The 20,258-nt window shown below is 62.2% G+C and carries 18 protein-coding genes; 7 read left to right on the top strand and 11 right to left on the bottom strand.

What is annotated here, in order from left to right:
- Nucleotides 1–3: 3 nt before the first annotated feature.
- From HBO41_RS27485 to HBO41_RS27475, 3 genes are all read right to left on the bottom strand, one after another.
- Entirely contained in the window at nt 4–2,190 is a 2,187-nt protein-coding gene (locus HBO41_RS27485; protein ID WP_169988507.1) for a GAF domain-containing protein, read from the bottom strand.
- 161 nt (nt 2,191–2,351) lie between these two features.
- Nucleotides 2,352–3,203, bottom strand: coding sequence for a CAP domain-containing protein (locus HBO41_RS27480; RefSeq protein ID WP_017139121.1), 852 nt, complete (start codon nt 3,201–3,203; stop codon nt 2,352–2,354).
- Between the two features lie 81 nt (nt 3,204–3,284).
- Nucleotides 3,285–4,505, bottom strand: a complete 1,221-nt coding sequence (locus HBO41_RS27475) for an MFS transporter (protein WP_138450226.1) — start codon at nt 4,503–4,505, stop codon at nt 3,285–3,287.
- A gap of 113 nt (nt 4,506–4,618) precedes the next feature.
- Here HBO41_RS27475 and HBO41_RS27470 point away from each other — a divergent pair, with 113 nt between their 5' ends.
- Both HBO41_RS27470 and HBO41_RS27465 read left to right on the top strand, forming a co-directional pair.
- A complete protein-coding gene (locus tag HBO41_RS27470; RefSeq protein WP_099548282.1) occupies nt 4,619–5,524 on the top strand; it encodes a LysR family transcriptional regulator in 906 nt (301 codons plus the stop codon).
- 20 nt (nt 5,525–5,544) lie between these two features.
- A complete protein-coding gene (locus tag HBO41_RS27465) occupies nt 5,545–6,216 on the top strand; it encodes a GNAT family N-acetyltransferase (RefSeq protein ID WP_099548283.1) in 672 nt (223 codons plus the stop codon).
- 698 nt (nt 6,217–6,914) lie between these two features.
- Here HBO41_RS27465 and HBO41_RS27460 read toward each other — a convergent pair.
- Complete coding sequence (locus HBO41_RS27460) at nt 6,915–7,520, bottom strand: TetR/AcrR family transcriptional regulator (RefSeq protein ID WP_169988505.1); 606 nt, start codon at nt 7,518–7,520, stop codon at nt 6,915–6,917.
- A gap of 83 nt (nt 7,521–7,603) precedes the next feature.
- Here HBO41_RS27460 and HBO41_RS27455 point away from each other — a divergent pair, with 83 nt between their 5' ends.
- Entirely contained in the window at nt 7,604–8,203 is a 600-nt protein-coding gene (locus HBO41_RS27455) for an NAD(P)H-dependent oxidoreductase (RefSeq protein WP_099548286.1), read from the top strand.
- On the opposite strand, the gene HBO41_RS27450 is transcribed toward HBO41_RS27455, so the two are convergent.
- Both HBO41_RS27450 and HBO41_RS27445 read right to left on the bottom strand, forming a co-directional pair.
- The gene (locus tag HBO41_RS27450; protein WP_099548288.1) at nt 8,204–8,593 is read right to left on the bottom strand and encodes a hypothetical protein; all 390 of its coding nucleotides are present in this window, start codon (nt 8,591–8,593) and stop codon (nt 8,204–8,206) included.
- 31 nt (nt 8,594–8,624) lie between these two features.
- On the bottom strand, nt 8,625–9,881 hold the full coding sequence (locus HBO41_RS27445; protein ID WP_169988503.1) for a 3-phosphoshikimate 1-carboxyvinyltransferase: 1,257 nt from the start codon (nt 9,879–9,881) through the stop codon (nt 8,625–8,627).
- A 341-nt stretch (nt 9,882–10,222) separates the two neighbouring features.
- On the opposite strand from HBO41_RS27445, the gene HBO41_RS27440 reads away from it, so the two are divergent.
- Complete coding sequence (locus tag HBO41_RS27440; RefSeq protein WP_138450233.1) at nt 10,223–10,852, top strand: lytic polysaccharide monooxygenase auxiliary activity family 9 protein; 630 nt, start codon at nt 10,223–10,225, stop codon at nt 10,850–10,852.
- A 6-nt stretch (nt 10,853–10,858) separates the two neighbouring features.
- Here the strand turns inward: HBO41_RS27440 and HBO41_RS27435 are convergent, their stop codons facing one another.
- A complete protein-coding gene (locus HBO41_RS27435) occupies nt 10,859–11,413 on the bottom strand; it encodes a UPF0149 family protein (protein ID WP_169988501.1) in 555 nt (184 codons plus the stop codon).
- Between the two features lie 41 nt (nt 11,414–11,454).
- On the bottom strand, nt 11,455–12,744 hold the full coding sequence (locus tag HBO41_RS27430) for a chloride channel protein (RefSeq protein ID WP_169988499.1): 1,290 nt from the start codon (nt 12,742–12,744) through the stop codon (nt 11,455–11,457).
- A gap of 192 nt (nt 12,745–12,936) precedes the next feature.
- Between HBO41_RS27430 and HBO41_RS27425 the strand changes: the two genes are divergently transcribed.
- Nucleotides 12,937–13,749 (top strand): crotonase/enoyl-CoA hydratase family protein, encoded by an 813-nt coding sequence (locus HBO41_RS27425; protein ID WP_017139109.1) that lies wholly within the window; start codon nt 12,937–12,939, stop codon nt 13,747–13,749.
- A gap of 5 nt (nt 13,750–13,754) precedes the next feature.
- Nucleotides 13,755–14,588 carry an NAD(+) diphosphatase gene (nudC, locus tag HBO41_RS27420; RefSeq protein ID WP_017139108.1) on the top strand — a complete coding sequence of 278 codons (834 nt, stop codon included), beginning with the start codon at nt 13,755–13,757 and terminating at the stop codon, nt 14,586–14,588.
- Here nudC and HBO41_RS27415 read toward each other — a convergent pair.
- The 3 genes from HBO41_RS27415 to HBO41_RS27405 form a co-directional block, all read right to left on the bottom strand.
- Nucleotides 14,556–15,335: a TSUP family transporter gene (locus tag HBO41_RS27415; protein ID WP_017139107.1), complete on the bottom strand. Its 780-nt coding sequence runs from the start codon at nt 15,333–15,335 to the stop codon at nt 14,556–14,558. The genes nudC and HBO41_RS27415 overlap by 33 nt on opposite strands.
- Nucleotides 15,336–15,598: 263 nt before the next feature.
- Nucleotides 15,599–16,318 (bottom strand): phosphatidylcholine synthase, encoded by a 720-nt coding sequence (gene pcsA, locus HBO41_RS27410; protein WP_017134682.1) that lies wholly within the window; start codon nt 16,316–16,318, stop codon nt 15,599–15,601.
- A gap of 149 nt (nt 16,319–16,467) precedes the next feature.
- Entirely contained in the window at nt 16,468–17,382 is a 915-nt protein-coding gene (locus HBO41_RS27405) for a class I SAM-dependent methyltransferase (protein WP_169988496.1), read from the bottom strand.
- A 191-nt stretch (nt 17,383–17,573) separates the two neighbouring features.
- Between HBO41_RS27405 and mdeB the strand changes: the two genes are divergently transcribed.
- Nucleotides 17,574–20,252: an alpha-ketoglutarate dehydrogenase gene (mdeB, locus tag HBO41_RS27400; protein WP_169988494.1), complete on the top strand. Its 2,679-nt coding sequence runs from the start codon at nt 17,574–17,576 to the stop codon at nt 20,250–20,252.
- The last annotated feature ends 6 nt before the right edge of the window (nt 20,253–20,258 follow it).

Below are 20,258 nucleotides of genomic sequence, written 5' to 3'. Positions count from 1 at the left end.
GCCTCACTCCTTGAGCATCGACCTGGCCAATGCCCGCGCCACTTGGTCGGCGGAGTAGGGCTTGGGGAGGAATTCGAAGCCTTCATAACCGCTGTCGGCCAGTTCTTCGCTGTAGCCTGACGTGAGCACCACCGGCAAGTCGGGGCGGCGCTGGCGCAGCAGTTTGCTCATGGCCACGCCGGTCATGCCTGGCATCACCACATCCGAGAAAATCGCGTCAAACGCCATGTCGTCCGGGCCGGCCAGTGCCAGTGCCTGCTCGGCATGGGTGGCCCAGGTGGTGCGGTAACCCAGGTCCTGCAGGATCTGGTTGGCAAAGCGGCCGACCTCGAGGTTGTCTTCGACTATCAGGATGTGGCGCGCCGCAGTGGCGGGCAGCGGGCTCTGATCTTCCTGGACCGGGCAGGCCTGCACCACCACAGGCTCGGCCTCGGGTAGATACAGGGTAAACACGCTGCCCTGGCCGAGGTTGCTGGTGACGTCGACGTTGCCACCGGACTGTTTGGCAAACCCGAACACCTGGGACAAGCCAAGCCCGGTACCTTTGCCCACCGCCTTGGTGGTAAAGAAGGGTTCGAAAATGCGCTCGACGGTGTCAACGGCAATGCCGCTGCCGGTATCGGCCAAGGCAATGCTCACAAAGGGCTGGTTTGATTCGGCATCGCCACGGATACGCGGCAGTCTGGCAATGTGGGCGACGCGCAGGGTCAGGGTGCCTTGACCTTCCATGGCATCGCGGGCATTGAGCGCGATATTGATCAGGGCGGTTTCAAATTGGCTGGAGTCGACGCGCACATGGCACGGTCGCTGCGGCAACTCCAACTGCACGCGGATACGCGCACCGGTGAGGCTTTCGAGCATCTCGCCGATGTTCTTGACCCGCAGGCTCACATCGAAAACTTCCGGGTTCAGCGGTTGGCGGCGGGCAAAGGCGAGCAGTTGGCTGGTGAGTTTGCTGGCCCGCTCGACAGTGTCGGACACCGCGCTCATGTAGCGTTGGCGGCGCTCTTCGGACAACCCCGGCTGGCGTAGAAAATCCACCGAGGAGCGGATGATGGTCAGCAGGTTGTTGAAGTCATGGGCCACGCCGCCCGTCAACTGGCCGATGGCTTCGAGTTTCTGCGACTGGCGCAGAGCGGCTTCGGCCTGGGCCAGCGCCAGGGTGCGTTCTTCGACACGCTGCTCCAGGGTGGTGTTGAGTTCGGCAAAGGCTGCCAGCCCTTCACGCACATGGGCATCGGCGCGCACGCGCTCGATATGCGCCCAGGAGCGCTCGGTGACTTCGCGCAGCAAAGCCAGGTCGTAGCTCGACCACAGCCGTGGGACTTTATCGTGTACCGCCATCAAGGCCGTCAGCCGACCATTTTTGATGAGTGGCATGCAGATCGTGGCGCTGACGCCCAATGCCTGAAAGGACGCTGACTCTTCTGGTGGCAGCTCGCGCAGGTTGTCATGGATCACCAGTGGCTCACCGGCCCGCAGGCAGTTGACGGCCGTTTCACCGAAAGCCGCCAGGCTGTAGCAGCCGATAATGCTGGGCGAACCGGGGGCTGTCCAATTGTCACGGATGGTGAAGCCGTCTTCATCGGCGTCCATATCGGCGTAGGCGCAGTTACTCACCTGCAGATGTTCGGCGACCAATTGAGTGGTGCTGCTCAGAATGGTTTCGGCATCTGCCGCATTGGCCACCGTGTGGCTGATGGCTTCCAATACCGCCAGGCGACGGGCGAGGAATACTGTGGTGGTGGTTTCCGACACGGTGTCGAGAATGCCGACCACCTTGCCCTCGGGGTCGCGAATCGGGCTATAACAAAAGGTGAAGTACGCCTGTTCCCGCGTCGGGCCGCGTTCAATCACCAGGGGGAAATTTTCGATGTAGGTGGCATGGCCTTGGAAGGCGGCATCGGCGATGGGGCTGATATCCGCCCACACCTCATGCCACACCTCGTTGAACGGGCGCCCCAACGGGTCGGGCTTGGTGCCCAGGATCGGAATGAATGCATCGTTGTAGAGTGTGATCAACTGCGGCCCCCAGACAATCGCCTGGGGAAAGCTCGATGCGAAGCACAGCGCTACGGTGGTCTTGAGCACGTCGGGCCACTGCTCCAGCGGGCCTAGTGGCGTGTTCGCCCAGTCATGCTGGCGAACCCGCTCAGCCATTTCGCTGCTGCTTTGCAGCCAATTCATCATTGCGAGAACACCTTGTTTACCACGGTCTGTCGAGGGCCTGAAGCGGTCAGGCTAACAAGCAACAGACCGGAATGAATGCTGCCAGTTCAGCACGATTATTCAGGTGATAGCAATTTGATGTTCTATACAAATGAATAGGCCTGCAGTCGGGCCTAAGACGCCTATTGCGCGCCGAGAACCCCCGTCCAATAAATGCCGGCATCACTCTTGGGGTCCATGGCGTAGGCCGCGCCCAATTCACGAAATTGCGGGTTCATCAGGTTGGCGCAATGCCCGGGGCTGGCGAGCCAGCCGTCCACCACCTTGCGCGGGTTGTCGAGGCCGGCGGCGATGTTTTCGCCGATGTTTTTTGCGATGTACCCGGCCAGTTCCGCACGATCACCAGGCGTGCGGCCGTCATGATCCAGGTGGTCGAAGAAATTGCCATTAGCCATGTTGCGCGAATGGCTGTTGGCGGCGCTGGCCAAGTCGTCATTCCACGACAGCGGCGTGGTCGCGCTAAACGCCTGGGTGCCGCATTGGCGTGGTTGTTGACGGGCGGTGTTGACCAGATCGAGAAGTTTTTTGCCCTCGGTCTGCCAGTCGCCAAGGCCGCTGGTGAGCAGCGGGCGCGCCAGCACGATGCGCCAGTCCTGGCCGCTGTTGCTCACGCCAATATCGACAAATTGCGGGTCCAGTACCACGCGGCAGAAGCTTTCGCGCACGGCCTTCATCGCCGCCTCGGCGTCTTTGGGGCCGGAGAGGCTGATGGCCTGCACATTCACCATCGGGTACGCGGCCCGCGCGAGCGCCTGCTGCAAGTCGCCGACATTGGTGGCCGGCAGCACCAGTCGGGTGTCGCTGGCCAGCGGTGGCAGTTCCTGGGAACCCTGGTTGCCGCAGCGTTGTACGTGGCTGCGGTATTCGTTGATCTGTTGCACTAACTGACTTTCTTCATTCGCCATCGCGCTGGCGCAGAACACCACATTGGCGGCCAGCGTCGTCAGACCCATCATCAATGACAGCACGCGCATGGACGTTACCCTTGAGCTTGAAAGTGCCCATGATGCGCGAAGTAACCCGGTTTGGGGCAACGCCTTTTTTGTTTTTTTGCCTCAGCGGGTGTTCTGCGGGCAGATCGTGGCGCGGTTGCGGCCCCAGGCAAACGTGCTGGCGGTGACGATCAGGACCAACGCCATGGCGAAGGTCACATGCAAGCCATTGGCAACACTGGGTGGCGCTGCGTGGGCCACATCGGGGCTGGCCCAGGCAAATACCGCGCCCAGGGCCCAGGCACCGAAAATCAGTCCCAGGTTGCGCGACAGGTTCAGCAGGCCAGAGACGGTTCCTCGGCGTGTCGGCGCGACATCGCTCATCACCGCGGTGTTATTGGCGGCTTGAAACAGGCTATAGCCCGTCGTCAGCAGGATCAGGGCGCCGAGGTAAGCGAGCAGTCCCGCCGTCAACGAAAGCGACAGGGCACCCAGGGCCATCACCCCCAAGCCCGCGAGGGTCATGTGATGGCTGCCCAGGCGATCGGTGAGGCGGCCCGCCGGCACACCGGTCAGCGCCGCAACACAGGGGCCGACGGCCATGGCCAGGCCCATCCAGGCGGGGTCGAGCCCCAGGCCACGGGAGAGGTAAAACGGCCCGACCACGAATGTGGCCATGATCACTGCCGCCACCAGCGCGCTCATCGCCAACCCGGCACGCAGCGTCGGGTCTTGCAAAGGCTGCCAGAAAGCACCTGCCGATTCGCGGGCGCGGGCGCTGGCCTGGCGGTCTGCCGGTAAGTAATAAAAGGCGAGGGCGGCGGCCAACAGGCCCAACGGTACGCCGACCGCGAACAACGCGCGCCAGCCCCACAGGCTCAGCAACACCCCGCCGACACTGGGGCCCATGGCGGTGCCGACTGCTGACATCGTTCCGAGCAAACCCATCACCTGCCCGGTACGCGCCTTGGTGACCGTGTCGCCCACCATCCCGAGGGTCATCGCCATCATGCTCGCCGCCCCCAGGCCTTGCAGGGCGCGCGCGGCAATCAACCATTTAAGCGAAGGTGCTGCCGCGCACAGTGCACACGCCACGGCGAACAGCAGCAAGCCGGCGAGCAATACGCGTCGGCGCCCCCAACGATCGCCCAGGCGGCCGGCGCCGACAATCACCGCCGTGATCGCCAGCAGGTAGGCGAGCACCACCCACTGCACGGCATGAAAGGATGCATCAAATGCCTGGGCCAGGCTGGGCAGGCCGACATTGGCGATGCTGGTGCCCAAAGCGGCCAGCAACATGGATAGCGACAGACTGACGAGCGCGGCGCGTGAAGAGTTGTGCATGGACGATTCCTTGAGTGAAGGCAACTGACACAACTCTACGGCGTGGCCTAATATGGCGGAAGACGCATGGGTTGCAGCTAATACCTGCATCAAACGCCTGATAAGGAACACGTATGCCCGACCTGAATTTGCTCATTACCCTGGATACGTTGCTTAGCGAGGGCAGTGTCGCCGCTGCCGCCACGCGCCTGCGCCTGAGCCCTTCGGCCATGAGCCGCGCGCTGGCACGCCTGCGTGAAACCACCGGTGACCCCTTGCTGGTGCGCGCCGGGCGCGGGCTGGTGCCGACCCCGCGGGCGTTCGAACTGCGTGAACAGGTCAGCCGTTTGGTGCAGGAGGCCCAGGCGGTGCTGCGCCCTGCGCAAACCTTGGACATGGGCCAGGTGGTACGCACGTTCACGCTGCGCTCGAGCGAGGAGTTTGTCGAAAACCTCGGCCCGGCGTTGCTCGCGCGTATCGCCCAGGAAGCGCCGGGCGTGCGCCTGCGTTTCGTCGACAAGAGCGACAAGGACTCGGCGCTGCTGCGCGAGGGCAGTATTGACCTGTCGATTGGCGTGGTCGACGCCAGCGCCAGTCCCGAACTGCTGACCCAGGCGCTGTTCCGTGACCGACTGATCGGTGTGGTCCGCAGCGGCCATGCGCTGAGCCAGGGTGAAGTCAGCGCCGAGCGCTTTGCCCAGGGCCAGCATGTCTACGTGTCACGCCGTGGGCTGGACCGTGGCCAAGTCGACGACGCCCTGCAAGCGCTGGGCCTGACGCGGGAGATCAGCACCATCGTCGCCGGCTTTGCCACCGCCATCGCCCTGGCCCGCGACACCGACCTGATCGCCAGCGTGCCCGAACGCTACACCGCCCATCAGCGCGACGGGCTGTACAGCTTCGCGCTGCCGATAGTCGTGCCGCCGTTCACCGTGGCCATGCTCTGGCACCCACGCCTGGATGCCGATGTGGCCCACCGCTGGTTGCGCGGCTGTTTGCGCCAGGTGTGCGGGCAGCAGGTACAATCACCGCTGCCTTGACGCTAAACCCAGGAATTTGCATGTTCAGCCTTACCCGCTACACCACCGCGTGCCCCGAGCCGATCAACAGCCAGATCCTGCAGATGGTGGTGGACAACCTCACCGACATCAGCAGTGTGGCGTTGCCGCCGAGCAACCTGCTCTACAACATCTATCAATATGCCGTCGGTTATGAGGTACACCTGTACCTTGAAGCGCTGACTGGCGCCAAGGGCATCGCGGTTGAACTGGTGGTGGCGATGCGGGACGAACAGGTGATCGGCTTTTGCCTGTACCTGCCCGTCAAGGACGATCCGCACGCCTGTGGCATCGCCTTTATGGCGGTGCAAGCCGGGCATCGGCGCCAGGGCGTGGCCCGCGCCATGCTTGGCGAGGTGCTGGCGCATTACCCCCACGCAGAGCTGGCCTGCTCAGTGGAAAAAGTGCCGGCGTTCCAAGCGCTGGGCTTTCAGGTGCGTGGCGCACGCGGCACCCAAGTGTTGATGAACACCCGCGATTACGGCACCGATGGCTTGATGGGCGTGCTGGATGTGGCTGCGATCTATAGCTCGCTGGAGGTGCGACAGATTCATACCTACTTGCTGCAAAAACACGGCAAGCGCGCGATGGTTGATGCCGAGAAGCAGCGGGATCGGCACTTGGATTACCTTGCGCGTAAGGTGCAGCTATTTTTAAGCGAGCATCAGGCCTGAATGTAAAAGACCTTCCTTGGGTAGAGGGGGTGTGTGTATATCCGCTGCTGCGGTAACGGCGGCTTAGGGTTCCGCCCTGACGGCGGGTCACTTTTGGCAAACGCCCGGAATGCCGGCCCAGCCAAAAGTAACCAAAAGGTCTGTGCCCCACCACTCGGTGCCTCGCTTAGGCTCGGCATGCCCGCACTCCGGCTTGAATCCGTGGGCCGCCGCGATGGGCCATCCTTGGCCCAGCGCGGCTAACCCGGCGTCCTGCCGGGTTACCCACGGATTCAAGCCTGCGTTCGGCCATCGTGGTTAACGGGGCGCCTCAGATCAAAATCAAGATCAAGATCTACAGCACGGCGGCCTGAAAGCCGACCTGAGTGGTTGAAGCAAGAGCCAGATCAAGTGCAAATCCAAAGCCTATCTACCTGATGCAACGCGGTCTAAATGTGGGAGCGGGCTTGCTCGCGAATGCGGTGGGTCAGTCAATTCATCTGTCTCTGACACACCGCATTCGCGAGCAAGCCCGCTCCCACAGTTGATCGCATGCAGTTTTGAATATGAGGTCGGCTGCGGATTTGCATACACTGAAGAGCTGCTTTTCTGTGGGAGCTGGCTTGCCTGCGATGCAGGCACCTCGGTATCGCAGGTACATCAAGTTGATGCCATCGCAGCGGTGCGACGATTCGACAAGCCTGCTCCCACGTGAAGAATCATTTCACCGTGCCGCGATTGACCATCGCCAGAATCGTCGCCAGCAACTCCTGCTGCGCCTCCTCACGGCTGATCTCACCACTGGCGGCCGCCTGGGACAAGGCTTCGGCGGCACCCAGCATGGCGCGTAAGCCTGCCTGGGAAACAGTGCCGTTGGGCGCGAACGGCGCCAGTGCGTCGCGGCACTTTTGCAGAAAGATCGCCTCGTATTTGCGCTTCAGCGTTTCCAGTTCCGGCGAGCTGCTCAAGGCGGCAATCACCCCCGGAATTTCCCGCCCTTGCAACAACTCGCAATCGACGTAGCACGACGCGATGACCCAGGCTTGCTCCTGCAGGGTCGCGGTGCTGGTGTCCAGCGCATCGGCAAACACCTGGTTCTGGCGGCTATCGAAGTCTTCATACAGTGCGGCCAGCAGGCCGGCGCGGGTGACGAAATGGTCGTAGACCACCGGCTTGGTGACGCCCGCCAGCTCGGCCAGGCGGCCCAGGGTCAGGGCTTCGGTGCCTTCTTCGCGCACCAGTTGCCAGGCCATGTCGAGCAATTGGCGCAGGCGATCCTCGCGGGACAGGCGGCGGCGTGGGGCAGGGGATTCAGCGCTTGACATGCTTATATACCAAAAGTAACTTAAAGTGCGTAACCTACTAAAAGTAGCTAGCGCCCAGCCTAGCTTGAAATGGAGTCAATGTCATGCACGCACTGATCGTTGTAGCCCATCACGACCCGCAATCCCTCACCCATAGCCTCGCCGCGCAAGTGGCGGCCGGGCTCACGGCGGGCGGCCACACTTATGAGGTTGCCGACCTCGCCGCCGAAGGCTTCGACCCGCGCTATACCGCCGCTGACCACCTCGTACACCGCACTCGCGCTGAGCCGCCCGCCGATGTGCTCGCCGAGCAGGCGCGCATCGACCGCGCCGATGCATTGGTGCTGGCGTTTCCGATTTATTGGTGGTCCCTGCCGGGGCTGCTCAAAGGTTGGGTTGACCGCGTGTTCGTCAACGGCTGGGCGATTGATTACGGCCCCGATACGCCGGTGGTGAAAAAACTGCGGCACTTGCAGGTGCACCTGCTGGCGTTGGGTGCGGCAGATGAAAGCGCGTTTGATCGGCACGGTTATGCCAAGGCCATGCGCACGCAAATCGACTACGGGATTTTTGATTACTGTGGGGCGCAGGTGGTGACGTCAACGCTGCTGCTGGATTCGGAAAGCGGCGCTGCGCAGGCGCACTTGCACACCGCGAAAGCCATAGGGCAGGGCTTGTTTGCACACGAAACGGTGGCTGGTTAGTCAGCCTTCGCGAAACAGATCGTGAGCATCCAACAGGCGGTAGGCGATTTCCGGGCGCTTCTCCATGCCACGGCGAATCGCTGCCGGAATCGCCTGGCGGGTTTTGCGGCACAGGCCGGGCTGCTCATCGATGTTGATCTGAATGCCGCGCATGCTCTTGACCTCGGTGTGCCCCGGCGCTACCTGCACGCGGATGCCCAATAGCTCGAACATCTTCTGTTGCATGTGTTCCAGGTCTTGCAGGCTCTGGAGGTTTTCCAGGCGCTCGACCAGCTTTTTTTCTTCCTGACGCGTCAGGCTGAGAATGCGCAGGTCGGCGCCGGGCGCTTGCAACAGCTGTTCGCGGTCGCAAGCGCAGACGCCGGGTGGGCAGGGTTGGCGAATTGACATGTGCATTCCCTCCCTACGCCGACGTGCTGGCTCAGTAGCTGAGCGTTACCCCAAGGCTGCCCAAGGCCTTCCAGTATTCAGGGTAGGTCTTGGCCACGCAGTCCGGGTCTTGAATGCGGATTCCCGCCACCTTCAGCCCGGCCAGGGCAAAACACATCGCGATGCGATGGTCGGCGTGGGTGTCGATCAGCGCATTGCAAGAGGTGCCGGCCAGCGCCGGGTCGCTGGCCACCAGCAGGTCGTCGCCCTCGATGGTCGCCAAGCCTGGACGAATCTCGTTGAGGCCGTCGTGCAGCGCCTGTACACGGTCACATTCCTTGACGCGCAGGTTGGCCAGTTCAGTGAAGCGCACCGGGGTGTTGTTGAACGCAGCCAGCACGGCCAGGGTCGGGATTGCGTCCTGCATCTGCGAGCCGACTACCGTGGCTTGCATGTTCGGGAACTGCGCGATCACGGCCTGGGCCTTGGCGTCCGGCTGGGTGAAGTGCTGCGCGGCCACGCCGATGTCGATGCGCCCGCCGGTCAACACTTCGGCGGCCCACAGGTAAGTGGCGGCGGAGGCGTCGGGTTCGATCAGGTAGTCATGGGCGCTGTAGCCGGTGGGGGCTACGCGCCAGGTGCTGTCGTCGACCACCTCGACCTGCGCACCGAACGCACGCATGCAGTCCAGGGTCAGGTCGACGTAGCCACGGGCGCCGATGTCCTTGCCGGTCAACGCCACTTCAATCGGCGCCTGGCCGCAGGCGGCGAGCATCAACAGGGCTGACACGTACTGGCTGGACAAGCCGCCATCAATCTCAAAACGCTTGGCCTGCACCTTGCCCACGCCGTGTACGGTCACCGGCGGGCAGCCGGTCGGGCTGTCGACGCGGATGCCGTTCTGGCCGAGGGTGGCCAGCAGCGGGCCGATCGGACGTTTTTGCATGTAGTCGTCGCCGTCGAGCACCACGGTGCCTTCGACGGTCGCCACGGCGGCAGTCAGAAAACGCATCGCGGTGCCGGCATTGCCGAGGAACAGCGGCTGCGACGGCAATTGCAACTTGCCGGAGCCGGTCACAACGAAGGTGGTGTCGTCCGGTTCATCGATGCTCACGCCCATTTGGCGCAAGGCCACCGACATGTGGCGGGTGTCATCGCTTTTCAGTGCGCCGCTCAAGCGGCTGGTGCCCTTGGCCAGGGCGGCCAGCAGCAGGGCGCGGTTGGTAATGGATTTGGAGCCGGGGGGCGCGACCTTGCCGTTCAGGGCGAAATTGGGCGGTGTAACGGTCACGGTTTTCTGCGAACTCAAGGTACAAGGCTCCTGATCAAGGCAAGGCGGTAGGGAGTGGCCGACGGGCGGACCCGAATAATCAGCTAAACACGCCACCCTTGTCGAGCAGGGATCGTGGTAGGGCACGTATTTCGAGGCGGTCGCCGACTTGTCCGGGGAATGGACTGCTCCTGTAGTCGAACTACTCCTGCGGGCGTAGGACAAGCAGCAAATCTGATGCAGGACAACGGCGCTCACTTAGCGAAACGAGGGCGACGTGAGATCTTTCCGAGAGAAGTGGCGACTGGACAATAAAGCCCGCCAAGGTAAGTTCAAGGCGTGCCCCATGACGGGGCACATTCAATCAAGGAGTGAATGAAATGAATAAACCCCAGACCCAACTTCGTCACGGTCGCGTGGTGACCCCGGCCAGCCGTGGTTCAGTGGCGGTGGAGCGTGGGCTGCTCGGCAACTGGCAAGTCAACGAGATGGAAGGCGGTAAAAACTTCCCATCGCTCGCCGCCGGGCCATTCCCGGCACCTTATGAAACCGATGATCAAAGCGTCACACCGCCTGGCGACGGGCATATCTTGAGCGGCGGCAAAACCGACGACCGCGATTGCATCAACTTCACCGACGAGGAGATGAGCAAAAAGCTCAATAGCCCCTTCACTTGGCCGTTGCTGAATGTCGAGGCTGGCCAGGTGTTCAAGGTGCAGTGGGAGTACACCGCCGCCCACGTCACCCGTGGTTATCGCTGGCTGATCACCAAGGATGGCTGGGACCCCAAGCAACGCATCAGCCGTGCGCAACTTGAGGCCAAGCCGTTTTTCGAAGACTTCTACACCCAGGTGCCGTACTACCAGCACGCCGATGAAATGAAGGCCAAGGTCGAACACCAGGTCACGCTGCCCAAGGGCAAGAAAGGCCGGCATGTGGTGGTGTTGATGTGGATCGTGGCCAACACCGGCAACGCGTTCTACCAGGCGTTTGACCTGGACTTCAAATAAGCGCTGTTACCGCTGGGCCAACCAGTAGTCATGCAGCGCCCGCGCGGCGGGTTCGATGGCTCGAACCCGCTGCTGGTGGGCGTTTACATCCAGGTCGGCCGGTAGTTCGAAGTTGTCCTGCTCGGCGCACCAGGAAATCTTCTCCAGCAGCGCCGCCTGTTCGGCCGGCAGTTCTGGCCAGTTGCCAATCGCGGCGCCACGGATATAACCAAAGCACCATTCCTCGGCAAGCGTGACGGTTTGACCTTGGTGCTCGGTGTCATCGAAGCGCGCCTTGAAGCCTTGCGCATTGGTGGCCAATTGCGCCGCCAGCATATTCATATGGTGCACGCACAGCTCGAGGAAGCGCTGGGCTTCTTCGACGTTTTCCCACTCCGGGTTCTGCCCACCCCAGATCGCCGGGAACCACTCACCCACGTCCACCTGTGCCGGGCTGGAGACCAGCGCGGTGAAGTAGCCGTCGAGTTCAGCCAGGTTCAGCACCGAATGATCGTCGCCGTATTTCAACAGCGTTTCGTCGATGAAGTCGAAATCGGCAGTGGTGAGGGGTTGGGCGAGCATGGGCATATCCTTTAAACGTCGAGCGCCGCGAAGTGGGCGGCTTAAAGCGCAGAGGATGGCGCTTGGGCGGGCTTTTTTCCACTTATTTCCCAGCGCTGACACAGCTTGCTCACGCACATCGAACCCACCACCGCCAGAGTGATCGGCACCAGAAAGTCATGCTCGATGCGCGTAAATTCGGCCACCAGCACAATCGCGGTCAGCGGCATGCTCATGCTGGAGGCCAAAAACGCCGCCGCGCCGATAATCGCAAACGCGCCGAGCGGCACCCCGGGCCACACCAGGCTCCAGGCACCGCCGAGCAGAATCGCCAGCAGCGCGCCATTGGCCAGGCCCGGCGTCAGCAGGCCACCCTCGGCGCCCGCGCGCAGGCTGCTCGCAGTGATCAGCACCTTGACCAGCAGCAGGATGGCGGCCAGGCCTATCGTCAGCTCATTGTCGAAGCCCAGTTGCGCCGGGCCTTTGCCATTGCCCAGTATCTGCGGCAGCAGCATCGCCAGCCCGCCGATAATGGTGAAGTTGATCAGCGACATGACTGGCAGGCGCCAGCCGCGCGCGGCGTTGGCCCTGGCGGCGCCGGTAAAACGGCTGAACCCATAAGCGGCCACGCCAAACACCGGCCCGCACACTACCGCCCAGGCGATCAGCGCCGGGCTGAGCACAAAGTGCGGCACTGCATATTGCGATTCCGCACCCAGCCCGATCCACGCCACCGAAGCGCCAATCGCCGAGGTCGCCAGCGCAATCACCGCCGCCGGCCAGCTGAAGGCGCCCACCAGCACTTCCAGCACAAAGACAGCGCCGCCCAAGGGCACGTTATACACCGCCGCCAACCCGGCACCGGCACCGCAGGCCACGATCAAACGGTGCATGTGCGGTTCCAGGCGCGCGCGTTGTGACAGCCAGGTCGCGGCCAGCGCGCCGACTTCACGCGGCGCCACTTCACGGCCCAATGGCGAGCCAAGCGCCACGGTGATGATCTGCAGCACGGCGTGGGCGAGGGTGGTCTTGGGCGGCATGATCGGCATCTTTTCAGACACGGCCTGTTTGATGCTCACCAGCGGGCGACCATAGCGATAAATCGTCCACCAGCCCAGCCCGGCGACCAGGCCGCACACCACCAGCACCAGCAGACGGCGCTCCGGTGCGGCAGCGGTGACGCCCCACAAAAAGGTTTCGTGGCTGACCAGGCTGTCGAGGCTGTAACCGTAGGCCAGGTGCTGGATGCCATGCAGCAGTAACGCCAGCAGCATCCCGCCCAGCCCGGCGCCAATGCCGGTCAGCACGACCACCAGGGCCAGAATCAATGATGAACGAAAGGTGGGCGGCATAGCGGGCTCCAGGCAATGGCCCTGAGTGTATAGCCGATAAAGTGCGGTGCCTGGGTGAAATGTATCGGCAGGTCATAAACCCCGCGCCCACAACATTTCATTACTTTTGCCAGTCCCGTTTTTGGCCGATGCGCCGTCATGCTCCCTTGTTATAGTTCGAGCCTTATTACTCGCCAGTCAGGGATCACTGCCATGTCCGAATACCAAGCTTTCATCGTCGAACTCACCGGCAATGTTGCCCATGTGCAGATCAACCGCCCGGAAAAGATCAACGCGATGAACGCGGCGTTCTGGACCGAGATCATCGACATCTTCCAATGGGTCGAAGACACCGACGCCGTGCGCGCCGTGGTGCTCAGCGGCGCCGGCAAGCATTTCTCCTCCGGCATCGACTTGATGATGATGGCCTCGGTGGCCAATAGCTTCGGCAAGGACGTGGGCCGCAATGCACGCTTGCTGCGGCGCAAGATCCTCGAGCTGCAAGCCTCGTTCAATGCCGTCGACACCTGCCGCAAGCCGGTGCTGGCGGCGATCCAGGGTTACTGCATTGGTGGCGCCATTGACCTGATCAGCGCCTGTGACATGCGCTACGCCGCCGAAGGCGCGCAGTTCTCGATCAAGGAAATCGACATCGGCATGGCCGCCGACGTCGGCACCCTGCAACGTCTGCCACGCATCATTGGCGACGGCATGTTGCGTGAACTGGCCTACACCGGTCGCCCGTTCGGCGCAGAAGAAGCGCGCAGCATTGGCCTGGTCAATCGTGTGTATCCCGATCAGGACAGCCTGTTGGCCGGTGTAATGGAAATCGCCCATGAAATCGCGAGCAAATCACCGATTGCCGTGGCCGGCACCAAAGCCATGATCAGTTATATGCGTGACCACACAGTCAATGATGGTCTGGAATACGTTGCCACCTGGAACTCGGCTATGTTGCAATCCAACGACCTGCGCGTGGCCATCGCGGCCCATATGAGTAAGCAGAAACCCGAATTCGTGGATTGACTGACATGACCCCAGGCTGGATTACCACAACGCTGCTGGACAACGACGCCCCTGGCGGCTGGGCCGTCGCCCGCAGCCGCGAGGGCTTTTTGCATGACACCAACGGGCCGCTGTTCCCGCGTGAATGGCTCAAGCGCCAGGACCTGTCGGTGTTCGCCGAACACGGCATCGGCCATCTTGACGGTGAGCCTGTTTACTTGCTGGAGCTGAACGCGGCGGCCGAGGTGCCAGGTTGCAGTTGGCAGGGTTTGCGCGGCTTTATGTTGCAGGGCGACCACACCCTGTACAAAGTGCTGGGCTACGCCGCGCAGATCGGCACCTGGGCGCGGGAGCATCGGTTCTGTGGCAGTTGCGGCCAGGCCATGGTGCAGGTGCCGCGCGAACGTGCGATGTATTGCCAGGCCTGCGACCTGCGCAGCTACCCACGCATTTCGCCGAGCATGATTGTGCTGGTGACCCGTGGCGACGAGATTCTGCTGGCGCGGTCGCCGCGTTTTGTCACGGGTGTGTACAGCACGCTGGCGGGGTTCGCCGAGCCGGGGGAGTCGGCCGAAGACTGCCTGATCCGTGAAGTGCGCGAAGAAGTGCAGGTGGAGGTCAAGAACATCCAGTACATGGGCAGCCAGTGCTGGCCGTTCCCGCACTCGATGATGCTGGGCTTCCATGCCGAGTACGCCGGGGGTGACATCGTGCCCCAGGCTGATGAGATCGAAGACGCGCAGTGGTTCAACATTCACGACTTGCCGCCGTTGCCGGCGTCACGTTCGATCGCGCGTTACCTGATCGACCTCTACCTGGCGCGCCGTTTAGGCCACGCTGAACCAGTGTTGCCAGGCTAGGCGCACCGTCAGGCCGAGGACCACGGTGATAAACACCGGGCGAATGAATTTGGCGCCGCCGCTGATTGCGCTGCGTGCGCCAAAGAACGCGCCACACATTACCGAGAAGCCCATCGCCAGGCCGACGATCCAGTCCACCGAGCCATTGAAGATAAACACCGACAGCGCCGCTGCGTTGCTGACGAAGTTCATGCTGCGCGCCACGCCGCTGGCTTTGACCAGGTCGATAGGGTGCAGCAGCATTGTACTGACTGTCCAGAACGCACCCGTGCCGGGGCCGGCCACGCCGTCGTAGAAGCCCAGGCCGAAGCCTTGGGTCGATTGCCATTTCTTCTTGATCGGTGCATCGGCGTCCAGCGGCGCCTTGGGCGTGCCGCCAAACAGCAAATACACACCACAGGCGAACACGATCACCGGGAGCATTTTGTTCAGGGTTTCGGCGGGCAGGTAGTGGGCGACCACTGCGCCAGCCAGCGCGCCGACCAGCGTGCCGACGATGGCGTGTACCCATTGGCGCGGGTGGAACAGCTTGCGCCGGTAGAAGGTAAAACTGGCGGTGGCGGAGCCGAAGGTCGAGCTGAGCTTGTTGGTGCCCAGCACCAGGTGCGGTGGCATGCCGGCGGTGAGCAGGGCCGGCGTGGTAAGCAGGCCGCCGCCGCCGGCGATGGCGTCGATAAAGCCGGCAATAAAGGCCACGCAGGCAAGAATGGCGAGGGTGGTCAGGTCAACGCTGAGTTCGAAGGGCATGGGCAGGGCTTATTATTGGCAGGGCGCAGAAAAGGGCTGCGCCAAAGGCCGGTATCTTACTTGTATCTTGTTGTTCTACGCGATCCAAATGTGGGAGCTGGCTTGCCTGCGATAGCGGCAGGGCAGGCCCAACTGCTGTAACTGACCCGACGCCATCGCAGGCAAGCCAGCTCCCACCTTTAAACCGTGCCCGCCTGACTGTGATCGTTCCCACGCTCTGCGTGGGAATGCCGCCTCTGACGCTCTGCGTCTGCTCTGGATCTTCAGCTGTGACGTTTGTCCAGCCACTCCAACGCCGTGCGCCACACACAAATCCCCAGAAAATACGCCGACATCACCGACCACAACCCAAACGTCCATGGGTTGGTATTGGGGTAATCCACCACCATCAAAAAGCTGCACAGCAACCAGATGGTGGTCACGGCGATGTTGATCGGCATAAAGCGCTTGACCCGGAAGGGGTGCAGAAACTTCATCGGTGTCACGGTCAGCAGCGCCAGGCCGATCACTGTGGCCAGGGTCACCCAGGCGTCCGGCTGGATGATGTAAACGCACAAGGCCACCACATTCCAGGCCGCGGGAAAGCCGACAAAATAGTTGTCCTTGCTCTTCATGTTCACATTGCAGAAGCAGAACAGCGACGACACCAGGATCACCGACACGGTAAACAGGTGGGTAAAGTCCGGCAGGTCGATATAGCGGTAGATAAACAACGCCGGAATAAACACATAGGTCAGGTAGTCAATCACCAGGTCCAGCACCGAGCCATCAAAGCTGGGCAGTACCGTGCTGACATTCACTCGTCGCGCCAGCGAGCCATCGACGCCATCGACCACCAGCGCCAGGCCCAGCCACAGCAGGCAGGCCTTGGGTGAGTTTTCCAGCAATGCCAGGGTGGCCAGGAACGCCAGCACCACGCCGGTGGCGGTAAAGCCGTGGGCGCCCCAGGCTTTGAGTCTGGCTACATGCAGGGTCGATATCACGGGCGGCTCTCCAAAAGATGAAACAGGGCAGCCGACGACGTAACGCCGTCGAGTCTGGCCAGGGAATGCAGGTATCGACCGGGAAGGAGGGAATAAGGTTCACCGCCCCGGTGTATCACTTAGCGTAGCAAGGGTCAGACGTTTCGGCATCAACCCTGACGGAACACCAATGCCTTCAAACCGCTTTGCGGGTCGACATCGGGAAATTCCGGCGGGTTTTCCAATCGCTGCATAAAGCGCACGCCCGGTGCTTCGCGGGTTACGCCGTCAATCAGGAAGTCTTCACCGAAGGCCGGGTCGTTCATGCAGGCCAACACCGTGCCGTGGGCTGTGAGCAAATCCGGCAGGCGGCGCAGCACGCGTTGGTAGTCTTTGGTCAGCAGAAAGCTGCCTTTCTGGAACGACGGCGGGTCGATGATCACCAGATCGTAAGGGCCGCTGTTCGTCACCTTGGCCCACGATTTGAACAGGTCGTGGCCCAGGAAGCTGACGTTACTCAGGTCATGACCATTGAGGCGATGGTTGTCGCGCCCGCGACTCAAGGCGCCACGGGCCATGTCCAGGTTTACGACATGGTCGGCGCCGCCTTCGATGGCCGCCACCGAGAAACCACAGGTGTAGGCGAACAGGTTGAGCACGCGCTGGCCCTTGGCCTGTTCGCGCACCCAGTTGCGGCCGTAGCGCATGTCGAGGAACAGCCCGCTGTTCTGTTTTTTACCCAGGTCGATCAGGTAACGCAGGCCGCCTTCGGTAATGGTCAGCTCGTCAACGGCTTCGCCCGCGAGCCATTCAGTGGTGCTTTGCGGCAGGTAGCGGTGTTGCAAGGCGACGGTGTAAGCGCTGAACTGCGTTTGCAGCAGTTGTTTAAGGGCTTCGAGCTGCGCAGGCTCGGGTTCCTTGAACAACGAGACCAGCAGCACGCCCTGCAACCAGTCCACCGTCAGTTGCTCCAGGCCCGGCCAGCAGCGGCCACGGCCGTGGAACAGGCGCCGGGTTTCACTCGGCGGGTTGGCCAGGGCGGTGAGCAAATGGGCGTGCAGGGTAGCGAGTGCGTCTGGGTTCATCGTTGAGCGTCAGTCGTTGAGCGGGCGGCATTTTAAACACAGTTGCGGTGCTTCGTCGTGTTTGAGCACAACGTGCTGCTAAAAAGATGATTGGCAGTGATTCATGCTCAAAATGCTTGAACCTGCGCTTGATAACAGGCAAAAAATCCTCAGGCACCGACATAAACTGGAAAAAAAGCCCGGAGGTGCCCATGAACGGTTTCGCGAGTGCAGTCAATCACACAGCCCAAGACCCACAAGAACTGGATGAGTGGCGCGACGCCCTGGCCTCGCTGGTGGCCAATGCCGGGCCAGAACGGGCGCGCCAGATCCTCGACCTGCTGGCCCGCGAAGGCAGCGCTGCGCCCATCGACTGGAAACCGCGCCACGGCACGCCCTATATCAACAGCATCAGTGTTGAGCAGCAACCGGCGTTTCCCGGTGACCTGGCCACCGAAGAACGCATCGCCTCGCTGGTGCGCTGGAACGCCTTGGCCATGGTGGTGCGCGCCAACCAGGCGTATGGCGAACTCGGTGGCCATATCGCCAGTTATGCCAGTGCGGCGGACTTGTTCGAAGTCGGCTTCAATCACTTCTTCCGGGCGCGCAGCGACACCTTCGGTGGCGATCTGGTGTTCTACCAGCCGCATTCGGCACCGGGTATATATGCCCGTGCTTATCTGGAAGGGCGCCTGACGGAAAACGACCTGGCGCACTACCGCCAGGAAATCGGCGGGCCAAAAGCCGGCGCACGCGGCCTTTCCAGCTACCCGCACCCGTGGCTGATGCCGGACTTCTGGCAGTTTCCCACCGGCTCCATGGGCATCGGCCCGATCAGCTCGATTTTCCAGGCGCGCTTCATGCGCTATCTGCAACATCGCGGCTTGCTGGACACCACCGACCGGCACGTCTGGGGTGTGTTCGGGGATGGCGAAATGGACGAGCCGGAAAGCATGTCGGCCCTGACCCTGGCTGCCCGCGAAGGCCTGGACAACCTGACCTGGGTGGTTAACTGCAACCTGCAGCGCCTCGACGGTCCGGTGCGCGGCAACGGGCGCATCATCGACGAACTCGAAGCCTTGTTTGCCGGTGCCGGCTGGAACGTGATCAAGCTGGTGTGGGGCTCGGACTGGGACGCCTTGCTGGCCAAGGACACTGACGGTTCACTGGTGGAAACCTTGTCGAACACCGTCGACGGGCAATTCCAGACCTTTGCCGCCAAAGACGGCGCCTATAACCGCGAGCACTTCTTCGGCCAAAGCGCGTCGCTGGCGGCCCTGGTGGCGGGCATGAGCGACGAGCAAATCGACCGCCTCAAGCGCGGTGGCCACGATATGGTCAAGATCCACGCTGCCTACCATGCCGCGCGCCGGGTAAAAGGCCAGCCCACGGTGATCCTGGCCCAGACCAAAAAGGGCTTCGGCATGGGCGAAGCCGGGCAGGGCAAGATGACCACGCACCAGCAGAAGAAGCTCGATCGCGACGCGCTGCTCGCTTTTCGCAATCGCTTCCAGTTGCCGCTCACGGATGCGCAGACCGAATCCTTAAGTTTTTTCAAACCCGCCGAGGACAGCGTTGAACTGCGTTACCTGCATCAACGTCGGCACAAACTCGGCGGTTATGTGCCAAGCCGCAGCCCGCTGGCCGCACCCGTCAGCGTGCCGCCGGTGGCGGGTTACGCCGGTTTCGCTACGGCAGCCGAGGGTAAGGAGATGTCCACCACCATGGCGTTTGTGCGCATGCTCACCAACCTGCTCAAGGACAAGGCTCTCGGCCCGCGCATCGTGCCAATCGTTGCGGATGAAGCACGCACCTTCGGCATGGCCAACCTGTTCAAGCAGATCGGCATCTATTCCAGTGTTGGGCAACGTTACGAACCGGAAGACATTGGCTCGATCCTCAGCTACCGCGAGGCCACCGACGGGCAAATTCTCGAAGAAGGCATCAGTGAGGCCAGCGCCATCAGCTCCTGGGTGGCGGCCGCCACCAGTTATTCGGTGCATGGGCTGCGCATGTTGCCGTTCTATATCTATTACTCGATGTTCGGCTTCCAGCGCGTCGGCGACCTGATCTGGGCTGCCGCCGACCAGCGCGCCCGTGGTTTCCTGCTCGGCGCCACCGCCGGGCGCACCACCCTGGGCGGCGAAGGCCTGCAGCATCAGGACGGCAGCAGCCACTTGGCAGCCGCGACGGTGCCCAACTGCCGCGCCTACGACCCGGCGTTTGCCGGCGAGTTCGCGGTGATCCTCGACCACGGTATGCGTCAGATGCTGGAGCACGATGTGGACGAGTTCTACTACGTGACCCTGATGAACGAAAACTACCCGCAACCGACGCTGCCGGCAGGCGTGGAGGCGGCGATTATCAAGGGCATGTATCGGTTGCAAGGTGCTGCGGATGCCAAGGTACGCCTGCTGGGTTCCGGCACGCTGGTGCGTGAGGCCCAGGCAGCCGCGCAGTTACTGGAGGAGGATTGGCAGGTGGCGAGCGAGGTGTTCAGCGTGACCAGTTTCAGCGAGCTGGCACGGGATGCGCGACAGGTGGAGCGCTGGAATCGGTTGCATCCTCAGGATATGAAGCGCTCCAGTCATGTAAATGCATGTTTGCCTAAAGGTGTACCGGTGATTGCGGTGTCCGACTATGTACGGGCGGTGCCGCAGATGATCGCTTCGTATCTGGACAGCAGCTACACGGTGTTGGGCACCGACGGCTTTGGGCGTAGCGATACTCGGGCAGCGTTGCGTGATTTCTTTGAGGTGGATCGCTATCACATTGTGCTGGCGGCGCTGACGGCGTTGGTGGAGCAGGGCCGTCTGGAACCCGAGGTTTGTCAGCAGGCGATCGAGCGGTATGGCGTGCAGGCGGAGCGCGAGCCTTCCTGGACCTCTTGAACCCCT

It is taken from the genome of Pseudomonas sp. WS 5146 (genome assembly GCF_012985495.1).
In the GTDB taxonomy this organism is placed as follows: Bacteria; Pseudomonadota; Gammaproteobacteria; order Pseudomonadales; family Pseudomonadaceae; genus Aquipseudomonas; species Aquipseudomonas edaphica.
This window is presented reverse-complemented; position numbering and strand designations above follow the sequence as displayed.

Coding starts and splice junctions, on each gene's coding strand:
- HBO41_RS27455 (WP_099548286.1), top strand. CDS start 7,604: ATGCACGCACTGATCGTTGTAGCCCATCACGACCCGCAATCCCTCACC.
- HBO41_RS27485 (WP_169988507.1), bottom strand. CDS start 2,190: ATGATGAATTGGCTGCAAAGCAGCAGCGAAATGGCTGAGCGGGTTCGC.
- HBO41_RS27430 (WP_169988499.1), bottom strand. CDS start 12,744: ATGCCGCCCACCTTTCGTTCATCATTGATTCTGGCCCTGGTGGTCGTG.
- HBO41_RS27450 (WP_099548288.1), bottom strand. CDS start 8,593: ATGTCAATTCGCCAACCCTGCCCACCCGGCGTCTGCGCTTGCGACCGC.
- HBO41_RS27470 (WP_099548282.1), top strand. CDS start 4,619: ATGCCCGACCTGAATTTGCTCATTACCCTGGATACGTTGCTTAGCGAG.
- HBO41_RS27435 (WP_169988501.1), bottom strand. CDS start 11,413: ATGCTCGCCCAACCCCTCACCACTGCCGATTTCGACTTCATCGACGAA.
- HBO41_RS27465 (WP_099548283.1), top strand. CDS start 5,545: ATGTTCAGCCTTACCCGCTACACCACCGCGTGCCCCGAGCCGATCAAC.
- nudC (WP_017139108.1), top strand. CDS start 13,755: ATGACCCCAGGCTGGATTACCACAACGCTGCTGGACAACGACGCCCCT.
- HBO41_RS27475 (WP_138450226.1), bottom strand. CDS start 4,505: ATGCACAACTCTTCACGCGCCGCGCTCGTCAGTCTGTCGCTATCCATG.
- HBO41_RS27480 (WP_017139121.1), bottom strand. CDS start 3,203: ATGCGCGTGCTGTCATTGATGATGGGTCTGACGACGCTGGCCGCCAAT.
- HBO41_RS27460 (WP_169988505.1), bottom strand. CDS start 7,520: ATGTCAAGCGCTGAATCCCCTGCCCCACGCCGCCGCCTGTCCCGCGAG.
- HBO41_RS27440 (WP_138450233.1), top strand. CDS start 10,223: ATGAATAAACCCCAGACCCAACTTCGTCACGGTCGCGTGGTGACCCCG.
- HBO41_RS27405 (WP_169988496.1), bottom strand. CDS start 17,382: ATGAACCCAGACGCACTCGCTACCCTGCACGCCCATTTGCTCACCGCC.
- HBO41_RS27425 (WP_017139109.1), top strand. CDS start 12,937: ATGTCCGAATACCAAGCTTTCATCGTCGAACTCACCGGCAATGTTGCC.
- HBO41_RS27415 (WP_017139107.1), bottom strand. CDS start 15,335: ATGCCCTTCGAACTCAGCGTTGACCTGACCACCCTCGCCATTCTTGCC.
- mdeB (WP_169988494.1), top strand. CDS start 17,574: ATGAACGGTTTCGCGAGTGCAGTCAATCACACAGCCCAAGACCCACAA.